The 19,933-nt window shown below is 50.5% G+C and carries 18 protein-coding genes and 1 tRNA gene; 13 read left to right on the top strand and 6 right to left on the bottom strand.

Features of this window, described 5'->3' with window-relative positions; translation table 11 throughout:
- Window positions 1-82 precede the first annotated feature (82 nt).
- Complete coding sequence (locus HZB31_07160) at window positions 83-1,291, bottom strand: 2,3-bisphosphoglycerate-independent phosphoglycerate mutase (GenBank protein MBI5847711.1); 1,209 nt, start codon at window positions 1,289-1,291, stop codon at window positions 83-85.
- 95 nt (window positions 1,292-1,386) lie between these two features.
- On the opposite strand from HZB31_07160, the gene HZB31_07155 reads away from it, so the two are divergent.
- On the top strand, window positions 1,387-1,959 hold the full coding sequence (locus HZB31_07155) for a flavodoxin family protein (GenBank protein ID MBI5847710.1): 573 nt from the start codon (window positions 1,387-1,389) through the stop codon (window positions 1,957-1,959).
- 46 nt (window positions 1,960-2,005) lie between these two features.
- Window positions 2,006-2,305 (top strand): hypothetical protein, encoded by a 300-nt coding sequence (locus HZB31_07150; GenBank protein ID MBI5847709.1) that lies wholly within the window; start codon window positions 2,006-2,008, stop codon window positions 2,303-2,305.
- Here HZB31_07150 and hemW read toward each other — a convergent pair.
- Both hemW and HZB31_07140 read right to left on the bottom strand, forming a co-directional pair.
- Window positions 2,282-3,406: a radical SAM family heme chaperone HemW gene (hemW, locus tag HZB31_07145; protein ID MBI5847708.1), complete on the bottom strand. Its 1,125-nt coding sequence runs from the start codon at window positions 3,404-3,406 to the stop codon at window positions 2,282-2,284. The two genes, HZB31_07150 and hemW, sit on opposite strands and share 24 nt — an antisense overlap.
- Before the next feature lie 26 nt (window positions 3,407-3,432).
- A complete protein-coding gene (locus HZB31_07140; protein MBI5847707.1) occupies window positions 3,433-4,515 on the bottom strand; it encodes a cyclic nucleotide-binding domain-containing protein in 1,083 nt (360 codons plus the stop codon).
- Window positions 4,516-4,748: 233 nt separating this feature from the next.
- Between HZB31_07140 and mazG the strand changes: the two genes are divergently transcribed.
- The 9 genes from mazG (at window position 4,749) to HZB31_07095 (ending at window position 11,970) form a co-directional block, all read left to right on the top strand.
- Entirely contained in the window at window positions 4,749-5,531 is a 783-nt protein-coding gene (gene mazG / locus HZB31_07135) for a nucleoside triphosphate pyrophosphohydrolase (protein ID MBI5847706.1), read from the top strand.
- Between the two features lie 73 nt (window positions 5,532-5,604).
- A complete protein-coding gene (locus HZB31_07130) occupies window positions 5,605-6,846 on the top strand; it encodes a threonine synthase (GenBank protein ID MBI5847705.1) in 1,242 nt (413 codons plus the stop codon).
- Window positions 6,847-6,862: 16 nt separating this feature from the next.
- Window positions 6,863-7,141, top strand: a complete 279-nt coding sequence (locus HZB31_07125; protein ID MBI5847704.1) for a MoaD/ThiS family protein — start codon at window positions 6,863-6,865, stop codon at window positions 7,139-7,141.
- 6 nt (window positions 7,142-7,147) lie between these two features.
- Window positions 7,148-7,387: an NIL domain-containing protein gene (locus HZB31_07120; protein ID MBI5847703.1), complete on the top strand. Its 240-nt coding sequence runs from the start codon at window positions 7,148-7,150 to the stop codon at window positions 7,385-7,387.
- 72 nt (window positions 7,388-7,459) lie between these two features.
- On the top strand, window positions 7,460-8,668 hold the full coding sequence (locus HZB31_07115; GenBank protein ID MBI5847702.1) for a cofactor-independent phosphoglycerate mutase: 1,209 nt from the start codon (window positions 7,460-7,462) through the stop codon (window positions 8,666-8,668).
- Window positions 8,669-8,680: 12 nt separating this feature from the next.
- On the top strand, window positions 8,681-9,898 hold the full coding sequence (locus HZB31_07110; GenBank protein MBI5847701.1) for an aspartate kinase: 1,218 nt from the start codon (window positions 8,681-8,683) through the stop codon (window positions 9,896-9,898).
- A gap of 53 nt (window positions 9,899-9,951) precedes the next feature.
- A complete protein-coding gene (locus HZB31_07105; GenBank protein MBI5847700.1) occupies window positions 9,952-11,520 on the top strand; it encodes a citramalate synthase in 1,569 nt (522 codons plus the stop codon).
- Between the two features lie 12 nt (window positions 11,521-11,532).
- On the top strand, window positions 11,533-11,772 hold the full coding sequence (locus HZB31_07100; GenBank protein ID MBI5847699.1) for a sulfurtransferase TusA family protein: 240 nt from the start codon (window positions 11,533-11,535) through the stop codon (window positions 11,770-11,772).
- A 111-nt stretch (window positions 11,773-11,883) separates the two neighbouring features.
- Window positions 11,884-11,970: transfer RNA gene (locus HZB31_07095), tRNA-Leu, on the top strand.
- Window positions 11,971-12,008: 38 nt separating this feature from the next.
- On the opposite strand, the gene HZB31_07090 is transcribed toward HZB31_07095, so the two are convergent.
- The 3 genes from HZB31_07090 to HZB31_07080 all read right to left on the bottom strand — a co-directional run bounded on the left by HZB31_07090 (window position 12,009) and on the right by HZB31_07080 (window position 16,326).
- On the bottom strand, window positions 12,009-13,001 hold the full coding sequence (locus HZB31_07090; protein ID MBI5847698.1) for a DUF3187 family protein: 993 nt from the start codon (window positions 12,999-13,001) through the stop codon (window positions 12,009-12,011).
- Window positions 13,002-13,066: 65 nt separating this feature from the next.
- On the bottom strand, window positions 13,067-15,355 hold the full coding sequence (locus tag HZB31_07085; GenBank protein ID MBI5847697.1) for a DEAD/DEAH box helicase: 2,289 nt from the start codon (window positions 15,353-15,355) through the stop codon (window positions 13,067-13,069).
- A 23-nt stretch (window positions 15,356-15,378) separates the two neighbouring features.
- Window positions 15,379-16,326, bottom strand: a complete 948-nt coding sequence (locus tag HZB31_07080) for a hypothetical protein (GenBank protein ID MBI5847696.1) — start codon at window positions 16,324-16,326, stop codon at window positions 15,379-15,381.
- Window positions 16,327-16,666: 340 nt separating this feature from the next.
- Here HZB31_07080 and galU point away from each other — a divergent pair, with 340 nt between their 5' ends.
- Both galU and lon read left to right on the top strand, forming a co-directional pair.
- Entirely contained in the window at window positions 16,667-17,545 is an 879-nt protein-coding gene (gene galU, locus HZB31_07075) for a UTP--glucose-1-phosphate uridylyltransferase GalU (protein ID MBI5847695.1), read from the top strand.
- 25 nt (window positions 17,546-17,570) lie between these two features.
- Window positions 17,571-19,931, top strand: a complete 2,361-nt coding sequence (gene lon, locus HZB31_07070; protein MBI5847694.1) for an endopeptidase La — start codon at window positions 17,571-17,573, stop codon at window positions 19,929-19,931.
- The last annotated feature ends 2 nt before the right edge of the window (window positions 19,932-19,933 follow it).

Below are 19,933 nucleotides of genomic sequence, written 5' to 3'. Positions count from 1 at the left end.
TGATGAGTGATGAGTGATGAGTCGGGGACAGCGATATCCTTGTCTTTACTGTTCACTGATCACTCATTACGCATTACGGTTTTTAGGCGCCGAATTTCTTGAGCCGCAATGCATTGGCAAGCATGAACGACATAAGCTGAACTGTCGGAAAGATCCCCAATTCTCCTTTTGTGCATTCCCGCTCTGAGAAGGAGGAGCAGAGCCCTCCAAGCACATATGGCGACTTTAGGAGCATGGGAACAGGGTGCCAGCTATGTCCCTTCATAAGGGCAGGTGTCGAGTGATCGCCTGTTATGGCAAGGACATCAGGGTTCAGTGCCGTAATGCGGGGAAGCAGTGCATCGAACTCTTCAATCCTCTTCGTCTTTTCGGCAAAATTACCGTCCTCACCATACGAGTCGACCTTCTTGACGTGCAGAAAAAAGAAATCGTAGTTGTCATACTGATCTTTCAGAAATGCAATCTCATCTTCAACCGTACCTTCCAGGACAGGAGCATGCATGCCTACCAGCGTTGCAAGGCCGCGGTACATCGGATAGGTCGCTATGGCAAGGGCGTTCATGCCGTATGCCTCATCAAAGGTCGGAATGTCCGGCATGCCGGAAAAGCCCCTCATAAGCGCGAAATTTGCCCGTTCCTCATCCTTCAGGATCTCATGAACCTGCGCGATGACCTTTGCGGCTGCGGTGGCGACTTTTTCCGCACTGCCTGAAAGCGGTTGAGGCGCAAGCGGTGCCTTCCCTTCCTGCTGAGGGTCTGTGTCAGGTATCTGTGCCGCGTCGTTGGCAAGTTCTTCGGGGAAGCGCATTACAACTGCAAAACGGTGCTCCATGCCTGCTGCAAACGTGATCTCTGCGTCATCGACCCTTGTGATCTCTTTCTGCAGCCGCTCAGTCAGTTTTCTGCTCTGCTCGGTCGGTATGCGACCGGCCCGCCGGTCCACGATCAGTCCATCCCTGATGGTTGCATAGTTACACCGGACTGCTACATCGGTTTTTCTGATCTCAAGGCCGAGACCGAGCGCCTCGAGGATTCCTCTGCCGATCTGAAACTCAAGCGGATCATAGCCGAACAGTGAAAGATGGCCGGGGCCGCTGCCGGGTGTTATGCCCGGTGCAACCGGGGTATGCAGTCCGCAGGCCGCTGTCCTGGCGAGGCTGTCCATGTTCGGCGTCACCGCCGAATCAAGCTCGGTCCTGCCATTGACGGGAAGGCCTCCCAGTCCGTCAAGAACCACCAGTATGATCTTCGATCTATTCTTCTGAACAAGACTTCTCAGGAGTTTCTGCATAAGTTGAATATTACTGTAAAGTCAGGTATCTTTTCAAGAACCGCAAAAAAGATCCGGGAATGCGTAATAACGTTTTCATCAAAAGGAGTGAAGCCATGAAAGTCGTTGCCTTAAACGGTAGTCCGAGAAAAGAAGGAAACACCCGTGATGCGATCAACATTGTGTTAGAGGAACTGAAGAAGGAAGGGATCGAGACCGAGTATCTTCAGCTGGGCGGCACCGATATCAAAGGATGCAAGGCCTGTTATAAATGCTTTGAGCTGAAGAATAAGCGCTGCATACAGAATGACGGGCTCAATACGTTTGTCGAAAAGATGATCAGCGCTGACGGGATCATCATAGGTTCTCCGACCTATTTTGCAAATGTCTCGACCGAGGTAAAGGCGCTCATAGACCGTGCAGGTCTTGTTGCCAGGGCAAATGACCATCTCTTCAAACGCAAGGCAGGTGCAGCCGTGGTATCGTTCAGACGTGCCGGAGGGACGGACGTGTACTCAAGCATCAACTACTTTTTCGGCATCAGTCATATGATCATTCCCGGCTCGAGCTACTGGAGCATTGGTCAGGGCAGGAACCCAGGCGAGGTCCTGAAGGATGAAGAGGGCGTAACAACCTTCAGACATCTCGGCGAGAATATGGCCTGGCTTCTGAAGAAAATCTCTGCGTAGCAACCGGCTTCGTGGTGAAATCTGTGGGTGCGGGTAAGCCGCTGCGGTGATCCGTTTTGTCCTGCAGAGACTCATTGCGAAGAACAGGGAACTGCTCCTGCGTGAAGCTCTTTTGATGAATGGCTTTATGGTCCTTTTCATGAAGCCGGTCAACACGGGAACGGGCTGGACAAAGGAAGAGAAGCAGACATTGAAAAAACATATCCGGCATTTGGCTTCTTACGTCCCGGTGCTCATCATCTTCCTGCTGCCGGGAGGGTCCCTTCTGTTGCCCTTTCTTGCCGAGGTTCTGGACAGACGAAAGAAGAAAAGGCTGACGGAATCAGAGGCCGAGGCCCCCAAGTAACCGCACAATTACTTCATTGGCGATATGCTGTCCCTTTCTGGTGAGCCGCAAGTGGCATGTGGTCGATTCGACCAGGCGCAGCCGGAACAATTCATCGCTTGCAGCCGCAAGGTCCAGACCGAACTCGGCGGCATCGTCGAGTCGTATTCCCTCAGTTTTACGAAGACCGAGAAAGACAAACTCCCTCAACGCGTCTTCGCGGGATAATGCTGTTTTCTCCATCTCAGGGTCTGTATCATTTTCCAGTTTTTCTATGTATTGCTTGATGCTGGACGTATTCCTTGTACGGTATCCCTTAATGAACCCATGCGCGCCGGCTCCGGCAGCGAGGTAGTCGCCGCGGTCCCAGTAATTCAGGTTGTGTGCACAGCGATATCCCGGCAACGAGTAATTCGATATCTCATACTGCTCATATCCCGACGCCGAGAGACGATCGACCGCGAAGTCAGACATGTCGAGGACCAGCTCTTCACCTGGCATGCTGCAGTCACCTGAATCAAGGGAACTCCTAAGGGGTGTCCCGGGCTCCGGGGTCAGCTCGTATGCAGAGATATGTTTTGGAGAAAGGGCAATCGCCTGTTGCAGGGAATCCTTCCAGGTTTGCATGTCCTGTCCCGGAATGCCGTATATAAGATCAAGGGAGAAATTCTCCATGCCTGATAAACGGACCATTTCGGCAGACTGTATGGCTGTTTCTGCGTTATGGATCCTTCCCAGAGTCCGAAGTTCGCTGTTGCTGAAGGATTGAATGCCGAGACTCAGGCGGTTGACGCCGCGCGAGATCAGTGTCCTGACCTTTGCTTCGGTCAAGGTCCCGGGGTTTGCTTCCACGGTTATTTCTGCATTTTCGGCACGATTGTAATTGTCCGCGATGCAGGCAAACATCCGGTCAAGACATGAGTTTGGAAGTATGGAGGGCGTGCCGCCGCCCACAAAGACCGTTTTCAGAGTTCCTGCAAGGTCTTTTTTCAGCTCCAATTCCCTGCAGAGTGCGTTGGTATATTGCTCCGCAAGGGCCTCATCATAGGGAACCGAGAGGAAGTCACAGTATATGCATTTCCTTGCGCAAAATGGAATATGGATGTATAGGAACTCAGCCATGCCGCAGGGCAGGCGGTGGCAGCCTGTCACCCCTGGGGCAGGTGTATGCCATCGGAACCCGTCTCCAGTCTTCCCTCCCAGCCGCTTATACCTCCCCGGAGACATTGTGCATTGAACCCCCGGTTTTTCAGGAGAAATGCGGCGACCATACCCCGTGAATCATTGAGACAGTACGTGATGTATTTTTTTGACTTATCAAATGTGGAGCACTGATATCGCAATTCTTCAACCGGGATATTCACTGCTCCATAGATATGCTCTTCAGCATATTCGGGAGGTATTCTGGCATCGATGATCGTATACTCGTCCAGGCATGTGTCTACATTGATATCTTCGGGAAAGATATTGTCGAGAAATGAAGGTTTTACGATCTGATCAAAATCTCTTTTTAAAAGGGTAAAAACCGTTGTCTCTTCAAGCGCCTGACAGGTCGCATTACGCGGATCGCACCTGATGAGCGCTTCTTCTCCAAAGGCCTCTCCTTCGCCTAATACCGCTATCTGCTGGGACTCCTGCTCTCCTTTTTTCGTCTTTAATACGGCGACACGGCCGGCTTTGATGATGTAATAGATGTCACCTTTTTCACCCTGCACAATGATATTTTCACCGGCACGGTAATCCTTTTCCTCCATCTTTTCTATTACGGCACACATCTTCTCAGGATCGAGGAGCTGGAACGGCTGCAGGGTCTTTATGCTGCTGAAATGCGAATAATCCTCGTCTTTTCTCGAAAGCATTGCCTTAAAAGCTGATTCATGCAGCACCATATCTTCAAACGCCTTTTTCGAGAGTTTATACAGACTGACATCGGTTATTGAACGGACCGAACTCGAACGGACCGAACAGGTCAGCAGCGCCATCTCTCCAAAGCCCTGCCCGCTTCGAACAACCGACAGCTTTGCCTCCTGGCCGGTTTTTGTCTTTTTGGTAACCTCAAGCTCGCCCTGTTTTACGAAATAAAAAGAATCGCCTACCGAGCCTTCCTGTATGATTTCACTGCCTGCAGGAAACATTACTTCGGAGACTTGCTCTGCAAGCAGGTCGAGTGAGCTATCGGAGAGGCTCGAAAAGTAATGATACTTCTTCAGGTCTGCGGTTAGAAGCGGCATCGGTATCTCCCTTATATCGTAATTGATGATATGCGCTCTGCTAAGAGTCGCGGCCTCGATCTTTCTATCGTATGTATTTTTCTGGAGGAGTTATGGATACGGTTTCATTCTAATTTGGTTAAGGTCTGTTGTCAACAGATAGTCGGCAACTGTGTCAACCCTTCATGGAATTGTCCTTGGCCGGTCAGCCTTTGGCTGCTATAGGTGTTTGACACGATTTCATTTCTGTCTCTATGATATGGTCCATGAACCTTGAAGAACTGGTAACGATCATGGCTGCGCTCCGGGGGGAGAAGGGCTGTCCCTGGGACAGGGAGCAGACGAGGGAATCGCTTAAGCCCTTCATTATCGAAGAGGCGTATGAGGTGCTTGATGCTATTGATGAGAAAAACCCCGAGGCAGTGAAGGAAGAATTAGGCGATCTCCTGTTTCAGATCGTGTTTCAGAGCCGGGTAGCGGAAGAAAAGGGCGAGTTCGGGCTCGGCGATGTCATAGATGGCATTGCAAAGAAAATGATTTCCCGCCATCCTCATGTGTTTGGGGACTCAGACATCAGAACGTCTGAAGAGGTTTTGGTCAAATGGGACGAGCACAAAAAAAAGGAAGGCAAGCAGCTTGAGTCGATCCTTGAGGGTGTGCCGAAGACCATGCCCGCGCTTCTGCGCGCCAGAAAACTTCAGGACCGCGCGTCGAAGGTCGGCTTTGACTGGGAGAAGATCGATGACGTACTCGCCAAGCTCGATGAGGAAGTGGCTGAATTCAAGGACGCCGTGAAAAGCAGAAAGGAAGCCTCGATCGAAGATGAACTCGGAGATATCCTCTTCATGATCGTGAACATCTCCCGCTTTATCGGTGTGAACCCTGAAGAGGCACTCAGAAAAACGATCGGCAAATTCATATCCCGCTTCAGATATATCGAGATGGCTGCGGCTGAAAGGGGCGGGAAGCTCTCTGACATGAGTCTTGCAGAGATGGATAGTCTCTGGGATGAGGCAAAGCACAGGCAGCGGCCCTGACATCCTGAGTGCTATTTCAATTATTGGTTATTTGCAGTAAAATAAGGAACTTTACGCAGGAGAGGTTGATACGATGGGACATGTTAAAGGACTGAAATGCAGGGAATGCGGCAGGGAATATCCTGTTGATCCTATTTATGTCTGCGAGTTCTGTTTTGGTCCGCTCGAAGTAGCCTATGACTATACGTCGATTGCTCAGGCGATTACGAGAGAAAAAATAGCGCAGCGTCCTGAAAACCTCTGGCGCTATCGGGAACTTTTGCCTATTGACGGTGAACCCCAGGTGGGCCTTAACTCCGGGTACACCCCGCTCATCAGGGCAGACCGCCTTGCGAAGGCGCTTGGCATCGATGAGCTCTATATCAAAGACGATACGGTTGTCCATCCCACGCTCTCGTTCAAAGACCGGGTAGTCGCTGTTGCTTTGACCAAGGCAAAAGAGTTTAAGTTCGATACGGTCGCCTGTGCCTCCACGGGCAACCTTGCTCATTCGGTATCTGCCCATGGGGCGCGTGCAGGGTTCAACCGTTTCATTTTTATCCCTGCAACGCTTGAGGCGAGCAAAATCGTGGCCTCGCTGGTCTATGAACCGAATCTCATTGCGGTGGACGGCAATTACGACGAAGTCAACAGGCTCTGCAGTGAGGTTGCCAACAAATACCGGTGGGCTTTTGTAAATATCAACATCAGACCATTCTATGCCGAGGGATCAAAGACGATCGGATTTGAGATTGCAGAGCAGCTTGGATGGAAGGCCCCTGACAATATCGTTGTGCCCTGCGCAAGCGGATCGCTTCTGACCAAGGTATGGAAAGCGCTCAAGGAGTTCAAAGAGATAGGCATATTAAAGGACCTCAATACAAAGATCTTCGGCTCTCAGGCAACCGGCTGCAACCCCATTGCCGCTGCGGTCAAGGCCGGCACCGATATTATCCGGCCGGTGAAGCCTAATACCATCGCAAAATCCCTCGCCATTGGCAATCCTGCGGACGGTTTTTATGCGTCCCAGGTGATCAGGGAGACCGGCGGCCATGCCGAGGATGTTTCAGACCAGGAGATCATCGATGCCATAAAGCTTCTCGCAAAGACAGAAGGTATCTTTGCCGAGACCACGGGCGGCGTTACCCTGGCTTCAACCCGGAAACTGATCCAAAGCGGCAAAATTAAGCGCGATGAGATGACGGTCATCTGCATTACCGGAAACGGTCTTAAGACGCAGGAGGCACTGCAGGGACATACGACCGTACCGCATTACATAAAGCCGAGCCTCTCCTCCTTCGAGGAAGTGCTCGAAAAAATAAGCAGCGGCCAATAACAAGGAGGAACGATACATGGCAGTGAAAGTAAGAATACCGACACCGCTTCAGAAACTGACACAGGGCAAGGAAGAGGTCGATGGGATTACCGGAACAATCATTGCGCTGGTGAACGACCTTGACAGGAATTATCCGGGTCTGGCGGAGAGAGTTTCAGAAAACAACAAGATCCGAAGGTTCGTCAACATCTATGTCAACGATGAGGACATACGATTCCTGAATGCCGAGGAGACATTGGTCAAGGACGGCGATGAGGTGTCCATTGTCCCTGCAATCGCAGGCGGAGCCTGCTAGGAGCGTATGATGAAAAAACGCGTGAAGCTGACCTTTCCTCAGGATCTTATCAAGGAACCGGTGATCTTTTCCATGGCGAAGCAGTTTACGGTGATGCCGAACATCAGGCGGGCCAGGATCACGGAAACGGTTGGAGAGATGGTGCTTGAGCTGGAGGGAGATGATGATAACCTCGATAAGGGCATCGCGTTTCTGAAGGGAAAAGGAATTGAAGTTGAGATGGTAGAGGGCGACGTAATCGAATAGGCACTATCGGCCAGGGTCGATGGGCAGTAATGCATTGGTTTCTGACTTTCCCCTGCATTGTAAGGAGTTTTTGTGAAATATATTGTGATCGTTGGAGACGGCATGGCTGACAGGCCCCTGGAGGAGCTCGGCGGAAAAACGCCGCTTCAGAAGGCCTCTACGCCCAATATGGACCGGCTTGCCGCAACAAGCATCCTTGGGAAGGTAAGAACAGTTCCTGAAGGCATGCACCCCGGCTCTGATGTAGCTAATCTGAGCATTCTCGGATACGATCCCTCCCGATATTATTCCGGCAGAGCTCCGCTTGAAGCTGCAAGCATCGGTGTTGAACTGGGGAATAACGACGTTGCTTTCAGATGTAATCTCGTTACGCTCAAATTCAACAGGGACAGGAGCAGGGCTGTAATGGAAGATTACAGCAGCGGCCATATATCTTCTGAGGAAGCGGCAGAATTGATCAGGGATGTGAGCAGTCAGCTTGGCACCGGGGCGCTCTCATTCTATCCGGGGGTCAGTTACCGGCATCTGATGGTCTGGGCTGATGGGTCGACGGATATTGAATGTGTCCCTCCCCATGACATTCTGGGCAGAGAAATTATCGATTATCTCCCTGTCGGCAACGGTGAAGAGGTGATCAGGAAGATCATGATGGATTCTGTTGATATCCTTGAAAGCCATCCTGTCAACAGGAGCAGGATCAGGGCCGGAAAGAACCCGGCAAACAGCGTCTGGCTCTGGGGGCAGGGCAGGCGGCCCCAGATGCCGACCTTTCATGAAAAATACGGCATACGCGGAGCTCTTGTCTCTGCGGTCGATCTGACAAAGGGGCTTGGTATCTATGCGGGATTCGATATCCTGAAGGTCCCCGGCATGACCGGCTATCTTGATACGAATTATCAGGGAAAGACCGAGGCAACGATCGAGGCGCTGAAAGACGTCGATTTTGTATATCTCCATGTCGAGGCGCCTGATGAGGCCGGCCACTCCGGCAGCTGCAAAGACAAGCTCCAGGCGATCGAGGATTTTGATACCTATATCGTGGGCGGTGTATTGGCCGGCATGAAGGTCTTCCCGGAATACCGGATTATCGTGCTTCCTGACCATGCAACTCCTGTTGCGCTCAGGACCCATTCCGCGGAACCGGTTCCTTTCATGATTTATGACAGCCGGCAGCAGAAGATCAATGCCGTCTCCGGCTATGACGAAACAATTACCGATAGAGATGACATTATGGTTTTTGAGGAAGGGCACAAACTGATGGATTATTTTATAAAGGGGTAGGTGGAGGAGAGAGTGGCACTTATAGTTCAGAAGTATGGCGGCACTTCAGTCGGTAACGTAGAGCGGATATCGAATGTGGCCAACCGCGTTGCAAAGACGGTCAAGGGGGGCAACCAGGTGGTTGTCGTCGTATCGGCAATGTCCGGTGAGACAGACAAGCTGATCGGTCTTGCCAATCAGATATCGGCGGCTCCGGCAGAGCGCGAAATGGATATGCTCCTGTCATCTGGTGAACGTGTCACCAGTGCGCTTACCGCAATGGCGATTGATGCACTGGGCCATAAGGCAAAGTCATTTACCGGTCGTCAGGCCGGCATTGTCACAGACGCAGTCCATACGAAGGCGAAGATCGAGCGTATTAACGGAGACCGGATCAGGCAGGCGCTTGATGAGGGTTTTGTTGTGGTTATCGCCGGGTTTCAGGGCATAACGCCGACTGAGGACGTCACAACCCTCGGCAGGGGTGGTTCGGACCTTTCTGCTGTCGCGATTGCTTCTGCTATCCATGCAGATCTTTGCGAGATCTATACGGATGTTGACGGCGTGTACACCACTGACCCCAACATCGTACCTGAGGCGCGGAAGCTCGATAAGATATCTTATGAAGAGATGCTTGAGCTTGCGAGTCTCGGCGCAAAAGTCCTGCAGACGCGCTCGGTCGAGTTTGCGATGAAATACAAGGTGCCAGTTGTTGTCAGGTCCAGCTTTAATGATAATCCGGGAACATTGGTTGTTGAGGAGGATAGGGATATGGAAAATGTTTTTGTTTCGGGCATAGCCTATGATAAGAATCAGGCAAAGATCACGATCGTCAATGTGCCTGATAAGCCTGGAATTGCCGCAAAACTGTTTGAAGCTATTGCCGCATCAAATATTGTGGTCGACATGATCGTGCAGAATGTCAGCAGCGATGGAAAGTTTGCCGATATTTCTTTCACGGTCCCCAAGACCGATACACGCAAGGCGCTTGAAGTTTCAGAAGCGATTGCAAATGAGCTGGGAGCAGAACGCGTTGACACGAGGGATGACATCAGCAAGATCTCTGTCATCGGCGTCGGCATGAGGACCCATTCCGGTGTGGCCTCAAAGATGTTTCAGACGTTTGCTGCCAATAATATCAATATCGCCATGATAAGCACGTCCGAAATCAAGGTTTCCTGTGTGATAGACCTCAAATATACCGAGCTCGCAGTCAGGGTGCTTCACGAGGCGTTTGGCCTGGCAGCATAAACCCTTTCCATCCATTTGCCTCATGAAAGAATACTAAGATGAAAACTAAGATCATGCGAACAATAGAAATTTACGATACCACCTTGAGAGACGGCGCCCAGTCGGAGGACATCTCTTTTTCTTTAGAGGACAAGCTCAGGATAACCGAGAGGCTCGATGATCTTGGTGTTCATTTCATCGAGGGCGGGTATCCAGGCTCGAATCCGCGTGACATCGATTATTTTAAAAAAGCGGCGAAACTGAAACTTGTCAATGCAAAGCTGGTTGCCTTTGGAAGCACGCACCGGCCGAAGAAAAGAGCATCAAAAGATGAGACACTCAAGGCCCTTCTGGATGCAAAGACCCCGGTGATAACCATTTTCGGAAAGACCTGGGACTTCCATGTCAGAGAGGCATTGAAAGTTCCGCTTAAAGAGAACCTGGATATAATTTTCGATTCTGTGGCCTATCTGAAACGACATGCTGACAAGGTCTTCTTTGACGCAGAGCATTTTTTTGACGGTTACCGGCATAACCCTGATTATGCGCTCAAATGTCTTGAGGCTGCGCAGGAAGCAGGCGCAGACTGCCTGGTGCTCTGCGATACGAACGGCGGTTGTACGCCTTCGCTCGTCACGGAGATCGTCAGAAAGATGAAAAAGCATTTCACTGCGCCTCTGGGTATCCATGTGCATAATGACAGTGACTGCGCAGTTGCAAACACGATCGTTTCTGTTGAAGAAGGTGTGAACCAGGTGCAGGGCACCATTAACGGTCTTGGAGAGCGGTGCGGAAATGCAAACCTTATCTCGATCATTCCGAACCTGCAGGTGAAGCTCGGCCTAAGCTGTATCAGTGACAAACAGCTCACAAAGCTTCGGGACGTGTCGCGGTTTGTGACTGAGATCTCCAATCTCAGGCATTTCAAACGTCAGCCGTACACCGGTGACAGTGCGTTTGCGCATAAGGCAGGCATGCATGTGAGCGCCATCCGGAAGAGGCCCGAGACGTATGAACATATCAGGCCTGAACTGGTCGGCAACTCGCAGCGCATCCTTATCTCTGATCTTGCCGGACGGGCCAATATCCTGCGAAAGGCCGAAGAATGCGGCATCAGCCTCACCAATGAATCAACGCAGCTCCAGGACATTATTACACAGCTTAAGGAACTTGAAAGCCAGGGTTTTCAGTTCGAGGGCGCTGAAGCTTCTTTTGAACTGCTCATGAAGAAGGCTCTCGGTCTGCACAAGCGGTTCTTCGACCTTATCGGCTTCAGGGTCATTATTGAAAAAAGAAAAGAAGGTGAAGAGCCGTTGAGCGAGGCGACGATCATGGTGAAGGTGAGCGGCCATATTGAACATACTGCTGCTACAGGCAAGGGACCGGTCAATGCCCTTGACAACGCGCTTCGCAAGGCGCTCGAGAAGTTCTATCCCACGCTCAGGGATGTGAAGCTGCTTGACTACAAGGTCCGCGTACTTACTGCAGGAAAGGGCACCACTGCCAGGGTCCGCGTTCTGGTCGAATCGGGCGATAAGGACAACCGCTGGGGCACGGTCGGTGTTTCTGAAAATATCATTGAGGCGTCTTACCAGGCAATCGTCGACAGCGTTGAATACAAGCTCCTGAAAGAAGAGCGCTGATCTGAAGCTATCGTGGCAACGGTAATGCCTGATCTTCTGCTTGATACGACGAGCCTGATCTGTCCCCTGCCGGTTCTGAAAACCAGGAAGGCGATTGATGGAATGCAGTCCGGCCAATTGCTGGAAGTCAGCGCCAATGATGCCGCAAAATCCGATATTATTCATCTTGTACAAAGGCTGAAACTGGAATTGGTCGGCATCAGTGAAGAGGGCGGCATTATCAGGATAACGATCAAAAACGTAACGGTCTGAACTGCAAAAACGTTCTTCAAATGCCTGCGAAATACGGCCTTTTTCGTATGCGATCCATTTTGACACCCCGTTGTTTTTTGTGATAGCATTACAGACTTTCCTTCCTGCTTTGCCGGAGTGGTGGAATTGGCAGACACAAGGGACTTAAAATCCCTCGGGGGCAACCTCGTACCGGTTCGAGTCCGGTCTTCGGTACCATATTTTAATGGGTTGCACCATTTCCTTCGCCGCTTTCTTTAGAAATATGTTTTGTAGGATAGGGTAATTGTAACGTCCGCGGCGCCCGCAGTATTGGGGTCCTCGGTGAAAGAAAACTCAAAATGTTCTTTTCCCTTTACGTATCTGCCGCCCAGCGTAAAAAGGACACTTGTCCTGTCTATAGTACCGATACCGGTCTTTGGGAACGGCGATGTTTGAACCATAACTTGTCCGAGCAGGCTGAATTTCTGATATATCAGGGCTTCAAGCCCCACGCCTCCATAACCCGAGGTGTTGATGTGGATTGGCTCCACTGCCTTCAGTCTTCCGGGGAAGATGACCCCCATGTTGTAATAGGAGATGATATTTTCACCCAGCCGTTTGTCGATCAATACAGACAACCCGCCATCCAGACTGCCGCTTCCGTATCCCTTTGATGCGGCACCCGTCGGAAGTTCGACATCTGCCTTAATGCTTATCAGCGGATCCTTATCAAAAAGAAGCTTTTTGGCAGAGAGTTTTATGTCACCAAGTCCAATCCCGTTATCCTCACCCCTGATAATCACACTCCCCCTGCGCTGCACCTGATACAGGAAAGAATTACCAGGTCTGCTCTGCCTTCCATAATCCGCAAATCCGAAGGTGCTGTGGAACGTATTGAGAAATGGATCCATGAATCCGCTCGTAAGGGCAAGGATAGGGACTTCCACCCCGAGCTCAACAAGATTGCTGATCTGTCTTGTATATCTGAGGTTCAATTCTGCTATCTCCATATCAAGCTGGGCCTTCCACTGTGCTGACTGTCTATTCATGAAAACACTCGAATAAAAAAGAGTTGTGGAAAAAGAATTGACCGTGGCTGCTGACTCAAAACAGGGGGAATCAAGATGCATAAACAGCGGGAATTGGTTCTTTACCCTCAGCGGTCCGTCAAATGCAGATGCCGGCATGATCATGCATAGACTGACAATACTACAGATTAAAACAAGGAGCCACGTTACAGGTGTTACCCCGCAATTTGTCGTTGTCATCTTTTTCAACCTCCATATATTCGGCGGGGTTTAATCTACCCTGCCAGTGTAGCGCATGAAGCAGGTCAGCCGAGCAGGTAATTAAAGTCCTCTCGTGTTATGGAGAAGCCTTTCTTCCCCATTCCTGACTCCTCCATGACCGCTTTGTAGAGCTCAAGCTTCTTTTTTTTGAGAGCCATCATCTTTTCCTCAATGGTATGGCGCATCAGGATACGCGTGATGGTGACTTTTTTCTTCTGGCCTATGCGGTGTGCCCTGTCAGATGCCTGGTTTTCTACCGCAGGGTTCCACCACGGGTCGAGATGAAAGACATAGGATGCCCTGGTCAGGTTCAATCCCTGTCCTCCTGCCTTCAGGCTCAGGAGAAAGACCGACGGGCCATCACCACCCTGGAATGTCTCTATCAGCTTTTTTCTTTTCTTCACCTGGGTGGAGCCGTCGAGCCTCAGGAAATTTATATTGTGTTTCCGGAGATCCGGTTCAAGGAGATCAAGAAAGGACGTAAACTGCGAAAAGACCAGAGCGCTGTGATTTTCCTCCAGAAGTTCCCTGAGGCTTTCAATAAGGAATACGGTCTTTGGGGAAGACTCCTTTATTTCAGGGGAGAGCAGCTGCGGTGATATGCAGAGCTGCCTGAGCTTCAGTATAGCTGTCAGTGCAACGATCTGGGCCTGTTGTCCGGTTTTTGTTCTGTAAGCCTCATCTATGGTCTGCCTGATCTCTGAGACCGTTCTTTTATAGAGTGCCTTCTGTTTTTCGGTGAGATCGAGATATATGTCGGTCTCTGTCTTGGGCGGCAGCTCCTTCAGTATCTTCTCTTTGGTTCTCCTCAGTACAAACGGCCTTGTTCGTCTTATAATCCTGTTAAGGGAAGGGGAGCTCTCCTGTTTGATCAGGGGCCTGAACTCCTCGTATTCACCAAGCAGCCCGGGAACAGCGAGGTCGACGATCGAATAATATTCTCCTATATGGTTTTCGACCGGTGTGCCGGTCATTGCAAGCTTGAAATTGCACTTCAACTGCCTGACCGCTCCGGTGACATCAGCATGGATATTCTTGATAGCCTGGGCCTCGTCAAAGATAATGACATCAAAGCGGATCTCCCTCAGTCTCTCGATATCCCTCCTTACCAGACCATAGGTGGTGAGCACAACATCGTAGCCCTCAAAAGAGGTGCTTCTTTCCTTGCCGGCGTAAAAGACAAGCTTCAGTTTTGGGTAGAACCTTGTTATCTCATTCTCCCAGTTAAAGAGCAGGCTCGGCGGCAATACAACGAGGTGTGGATATTGCGCATCTGATCTCTGAGTGTTAATGCGACCTTCTTTTATGCCACCTAACAGACTTATGGCCTGAATTGTCTTTCCGAGCCCCATATCGTCTGCCAGACAGGCGCCAAATCTGCTTTCATAAAGGAAGGCAAGCCATGCATAGCCATCCTTCTGGTAGTTTCTCAGTTTAGCCTTAAGCTCTGAGGGTAGTGGCCGGGCCCCGATATTTTCGAAGGTGGTCAGCTGGCTGATGATCTCCTCGTCCTCAGGCGGCAGTTTTATTTTAACGCCGCTATTTCTGAGCATGATCCAGTCAAGTATCCTGAGGCGTGGCACCTGTACCACTTCCCTGCGTAGTCTTTTGTCTTTTTTATCAGGCCTGCAGATATCAGAAATCATGGACAGCACTTTCTGTGAATTGGCATCAAGGATCCGGACACAGTCGTCCTGTTCGCTCATACCCCTGCCTGCGAGTATCCTCTGCCAGGTCTCTTCATCGATCAGCCTTCCGTCGCACCGTATCTCGGGTCTGATCTCGAACCAGTCGAGGTTTGAAGGCCTCACCGCATCGAAGGCAAAGTCCCAGGAGGTCGTCTTGACCGGCTTATGCTCATAATAAAGATCAATTCCTTCTATTGTTAATCGATCGTAAAGAAGGGAAAGATTTCTGCTCATCTCGTCAGCTGCAACGGTCATGAGGTCGTGCTGCTGCATATCCTTGAAGATTTCCCAGCCGAATATTTCATAAGGGATTCGATACAGGGAAAGCTCTCTTTCTTTGTTCAGATCAACAGACAGCCATCTGTTATTCTGAAGAAGCAGCTGACGCTCCTCATGGTTAAAGATAGTAAAGCAGGCTTTCAGTGCCTGCCGTGCCTCTTTCATTATCCTGTACCGGCCAAAGTCCCCATTTGAAAGGGTCTTCTTGATTACACCTTCGGCTGCTGCCTTTGTTTCAGCTCCAAGCATATCAAAGAAGGCCTGGCAGAGAGCTCTTCTCCTCTTATGAACGCGCAAGGCAGGAGAAAGCCCGTTTCCTGTTGGGGTCAGCATCCTGAAGAGTTTAATGACCGGGGCTGTCGGCATGCCTTCAACGAGACATTCGGCCCTTATCGTGAAACATCTTCCGGCTCTTCTGCGAAGGAGCCGTAGGGATGAAAGATGTCATTGCACTCATTCCAGAGCTGCCAGCCGCTTCTGTCTCTGATAACGCTGAATGTGCCGGCATCAAGGTCAAAGACATAATCACCGGCAATGTTCGCTGCTCCGATTTCTCTGTCTTCATAAAAGCAGAGCTTGCTTATTGTTACCTGACCGGGATAGGCGTCGAAACAGGTGCATGTGCGGTAATGTTTAACCTCATCGAATTGTATCCGCGTTTCTCCGTTTTCAGTTTCAAGCATAAACGGATGCTTGTTGCCGTAGCGATTAAGGTAATGCTCAAAAGCGAACATTCTGCTCATATACGGATAGGAGGGCTGAGGATGCACAAACTGTCTCAGTTCATGGGGACAGGCGCTGTGATAATGCGTTAATCTTTTGCCATTGAGCCTGATCTGTATATCGATTATCTGGCGGTCCTTATGAATAACGATGGAATATTCCATAACTTCAGGGGCGGGTAATTCATGGTTTCCGTTTTTGGTAACAGAAACAGCAGAGAGCGCTGGCTCACCAAACAGTTCTCTCAGGAGCCCTTGCCTGCGGGACTCATCGCGGTTGACGATCTTGAACGCAGAGGGATCGAGCAGGTTTGCGATCGTTATTATGCTGCATATAACATGCTTGCAGTTTGAATGATAAGACCATGCAGGGCAGCCGCAGCTGAAGGAAAGGCGTTTGCCCTGGACCCTGATAGTGACATGGTAGGTCCAGGTTCCCTTTACGGTTGCAATCAGGACAGGTCGGTCGGGTGTCCATGCAAATTCGACCAACCTGTCCTGCCGGTAATAGTCAAAGCCCCTTACCACATATTGCTTTGGCGCGATCGTGTAGATAGCTCCGGGAGAGAAGGCCTGTATAAGGCCTAACAGTTCTTCCCTGTCTGAATTGGACATCCGCTATATTAGCAGAGGAGATTAGCTGACCGAAATGTCAAGGGTGGATACGGTGTAATATTTTTCAAGTCCGATCCTGATTGCCACTGCCAAAATGACTCTACTGTCAAAAATAACAGTGCCATTATAATGTTAATTGTGGCTTGATATTGTCCCTGCGCAAGTCAGGTCTTCTATTCCACCATCTTTATCGTGATACAGCCCGTGACAAGGAGCACTTCATATGGGTTAAGTATACGGATGACTCTTGCCTCAATGGAGGGTAGTTCTCATGAGATCGTAGTCAAATCCCCCTGTTAATATATGGTATAATAACGAAATTTGTTTATGAGGTATAGAGATGTCTGATGATATAAAAAAGGCTATTTTCCCTGCTGCCGGTCTCGGGACGCGGTTTCTTCCTGCGACCAAGGCATCTCCCAAGGAGATGCTGCCTATCGTGGACAAGCCGATGATTCAATACGGCATTGAAGAGGCGATAGCCTGTGATATCTCCGAGTTTATTATCATCACCGGCAAGCATAAGAGGAATATTGAGGACCATTTCGACTATGCCTTTGAGCTTGAGGATAAGCTGAAGAAGAGCGGCAAGGAGAAGCTGCTTGAGGAGATCAACCGGCTGAGTGAGATCAACATTGCCTATATCAGGCAGGGCTATGCGCTCGGCCTCGGACATGCGATCCTCTGCGCCAAGCCTTTTGTAAAGGACGAGCCTTTTGCCGTCATCCTGAGTGATGACATTATCCCGACAGAAGAGCCGCTGCTCCATGATATGATCAAATTATACCGTAAGCTGAAGAGCCCGATCCTGGCGCTTGAAAGGGTTCCAACCCACGAGGTCAATCGGTATGGCATTATCGGCGGGGTGAAGGAGTGGGACAATGTCTTCAGGATCAACAGTCTTGTTGAAAAGCCTGATCCTGAAAACGCACCGTCCCATATGGCCATTATCGGGAGATACATCCTTACCCCTGACATCTTCGATATCCTCGCGAAGGCGAAGCCCGGCAAGGGCGGAGAGATCCAGCTGACAGACGCGATCAATGTGCTGCTTCAGAAGAGGCCTGTATATGGGTATCTATTTGAGGGTAAGAGGTATGATGCGGGCGATAAACTTGGCTATCTCAAAGCTACGGTGGACTTCGCCCTCAAGAATAAGGAGCTTGCAAAGGATTTTAGAAAATATCTGCTGGAAGTTGCCAGAAAGCTGAAACATTAATTCAAGGAACGCATAAGGAGAAGCAATGGCAGAGAAAGAAAAAGATAACGATAAAGAGACCGAGATCCCTGAAATCATTCCGGTGCTGCCGGTCAGAGATATCGTGGTTTTCCCCTACATGATCATCCCGCTATTTGTCGGCAGGGAAATGTCCATTAAGGCAATCGAACAGGCCCTTGCGGAAAACCGGATGATCCTTCTGCTTACGCAGAGAGACATGAGCATTGAAAACCCCGCTGCTGCTGACCTGTATGAAAACGGCACGGTCGGCATGATCATGAGGATGCTTAAGCTGCCGGACGGCAGGGTGAAGATCCTGGTGCAGGGTCTGTCAAAGGCCAGGGTTAAGAAGTTTTTGCGGGCAACGCCATATCTGGAGGCAGAGATTGCCAAGATAGAAGATGCGAAACCGGCAGCGGTCACGATCGAGGAAGAGGCCCAGATCAGAACAGTCAAGGAGCAGCTCGATAAGGCAGTATCGTATGGCAAAACCATACTCCCTGACATTATGGTCGTTATCGAGAACCTTGATGAACCCGGAAGGCTCGCAGATCTTGTGGCATCCAATCTTGGACTGAAGACAGAGCAGGCCCAGGAAATACTCGAACTCACCGACCCGGTGAAGAAACTGAAACGGGTAAGCGATATCCTCGGTCATGAGATAGAACTCCTGATCGTGCAGCAGAAAATTCAGTCAGAGGCGCGCGGAGAGATCGATAAGACCCAGCGTGAATACTTTTTACGGGAGCAGCTCAAGGCTATCCAGAAGGAACTCGGCGATATTGACGAGCGGGCTGAAGAGATCAGGGAGTTCAGGCAAAAAATGGAAGAGGCCAAGATGCCTGAAAAAGTATTGAAAGAAGCGGAAAAGCAGCTGAAAAGGCTGGAGAAGATGCATCCGGACAGCGCAGAAGCCGGAACGATCCGGACCTATCTCGACTGGCTTGTGGAGGTCCCATGGTCAACGAGCACCAAGGATAATCTCGACATCAAGGCAGCGAAAAAGGTGCTCAATGATGATCATTATGACCTCGAAAAGGTGAAGGAGCGTATCCTCGAATATCTGAGTGTGCGAAAACTTAAAGAGAAGATGAAAGGACCGATCATCTGCTTTATCGGACCTCCTGGAGTAGGCAAGACGTCATTGGGCCGGTCTATTGCACGTTCGTTAGGCAGAGAGTTTGTCCGCATGTCTCTTGGCGGCGTTCGGGATGAGGCTGAGATCCGGGGCCACAGGCGTACCTATGTCGGTGCGCTGCCCGGCAGGATCATTCAGGGTATCAAGACAGCAGGCACGAATAATCCGGTCTTTATGCTTGATGAGATCGACAAGATCGGCAATGATTACCGCGGAGATCCCTCATCAGCGCTGCTTGAGGTGCTGGATCCCGAGCAGAACTTCGCCTTTGCCGACCATTACCTGTCAGTGCCTTTTGATTTGAGCAATGTCATGTTCATCACAACGGGCAACCTTGCCGACACCATACCGGGTCCGCTCAGAGACAGGATGGAGATCATATATCTCTCCGGGTATACCACGGAAGAGAAGCTTGGCATTGCAAAGAAGTATCTCCTGCCAAAGCAGCTTGAAGAGCACGGACTTACCGCTGCGATACTCTCGATCACGGACCAGGCGCTGAATCTGCTTATCTCGCAGTATACCCGCGAGGCGGGCGTCCGCAATCTTGAGCGGGAGATCGCAAACCTTTGCAGAAAGGTGGCAAAGCGGATCGCTGAAGGCAAAGAGAAGAAGTTTATGATAACGGCAAAGAATCTTCAGGGGTTCCTTGGGGTGCCAAAATTTCTGCCAGAAGAGGAGATGGAGAAGGATGAAGTCGGCGTCTCTACAGGCCTTGCCTGGACAGAAGCCGGCGGCGATATCATCTATATTGAAGCCACGACCATGAAGGGCAGGGGCAATCTGACCCTTACCGGACAGTTGGGCGACGTCATGAAGGAATCTGCCCAGGCAGCGCTCAGCTACGTCAGATCTACGGCAAAAACACTCGGCATCAAGGACGACATCTTTTCAAAGACCGATGTCCATATCCATGTTCCTGCAGGCGCAATTCCAAAGGACGGTCCGTCTGCCGGCATCACGATAGCCACGGCCATCGCCTCGGTCTTTAACGGCAGGCCGGTAAACAAGAACATTGCGATGACCGGAGAGGTAACGCTCAGGGGCAGGGTGCTGCCGATCGGCGGTTTGAAAGAAAAGACCCTGGCAGCCAAACGCATGGGCATCAGGAAGATCATACTGCCGAAGCGGAACAAAAAAGATCTTGAAGATATCCCGAAGTATATCAAGAAGGATATGGAGTTCATCTTTGCAGAGACAATGGATCAGGTGTTGAAAGCGGCGCTTAAGGCCAAGAAAAAATCCTGATT

The sequence above is a fragment of the Nitrospirota bacterium genome (genome assembly GCA_016235245.1).
In the GTDB taxonomy this organism is placed as follows: Bacteria; Nitrospirota; Thermodesulfovibrionia; order Thermodesulfovibrionales; family UBA6898; genus UBA6898.
The sequence above is the reverse complement of the archived record's forward strand: the minus strand, read 5'-3'. Positions and strand labels throughout refer to the sequence as shown.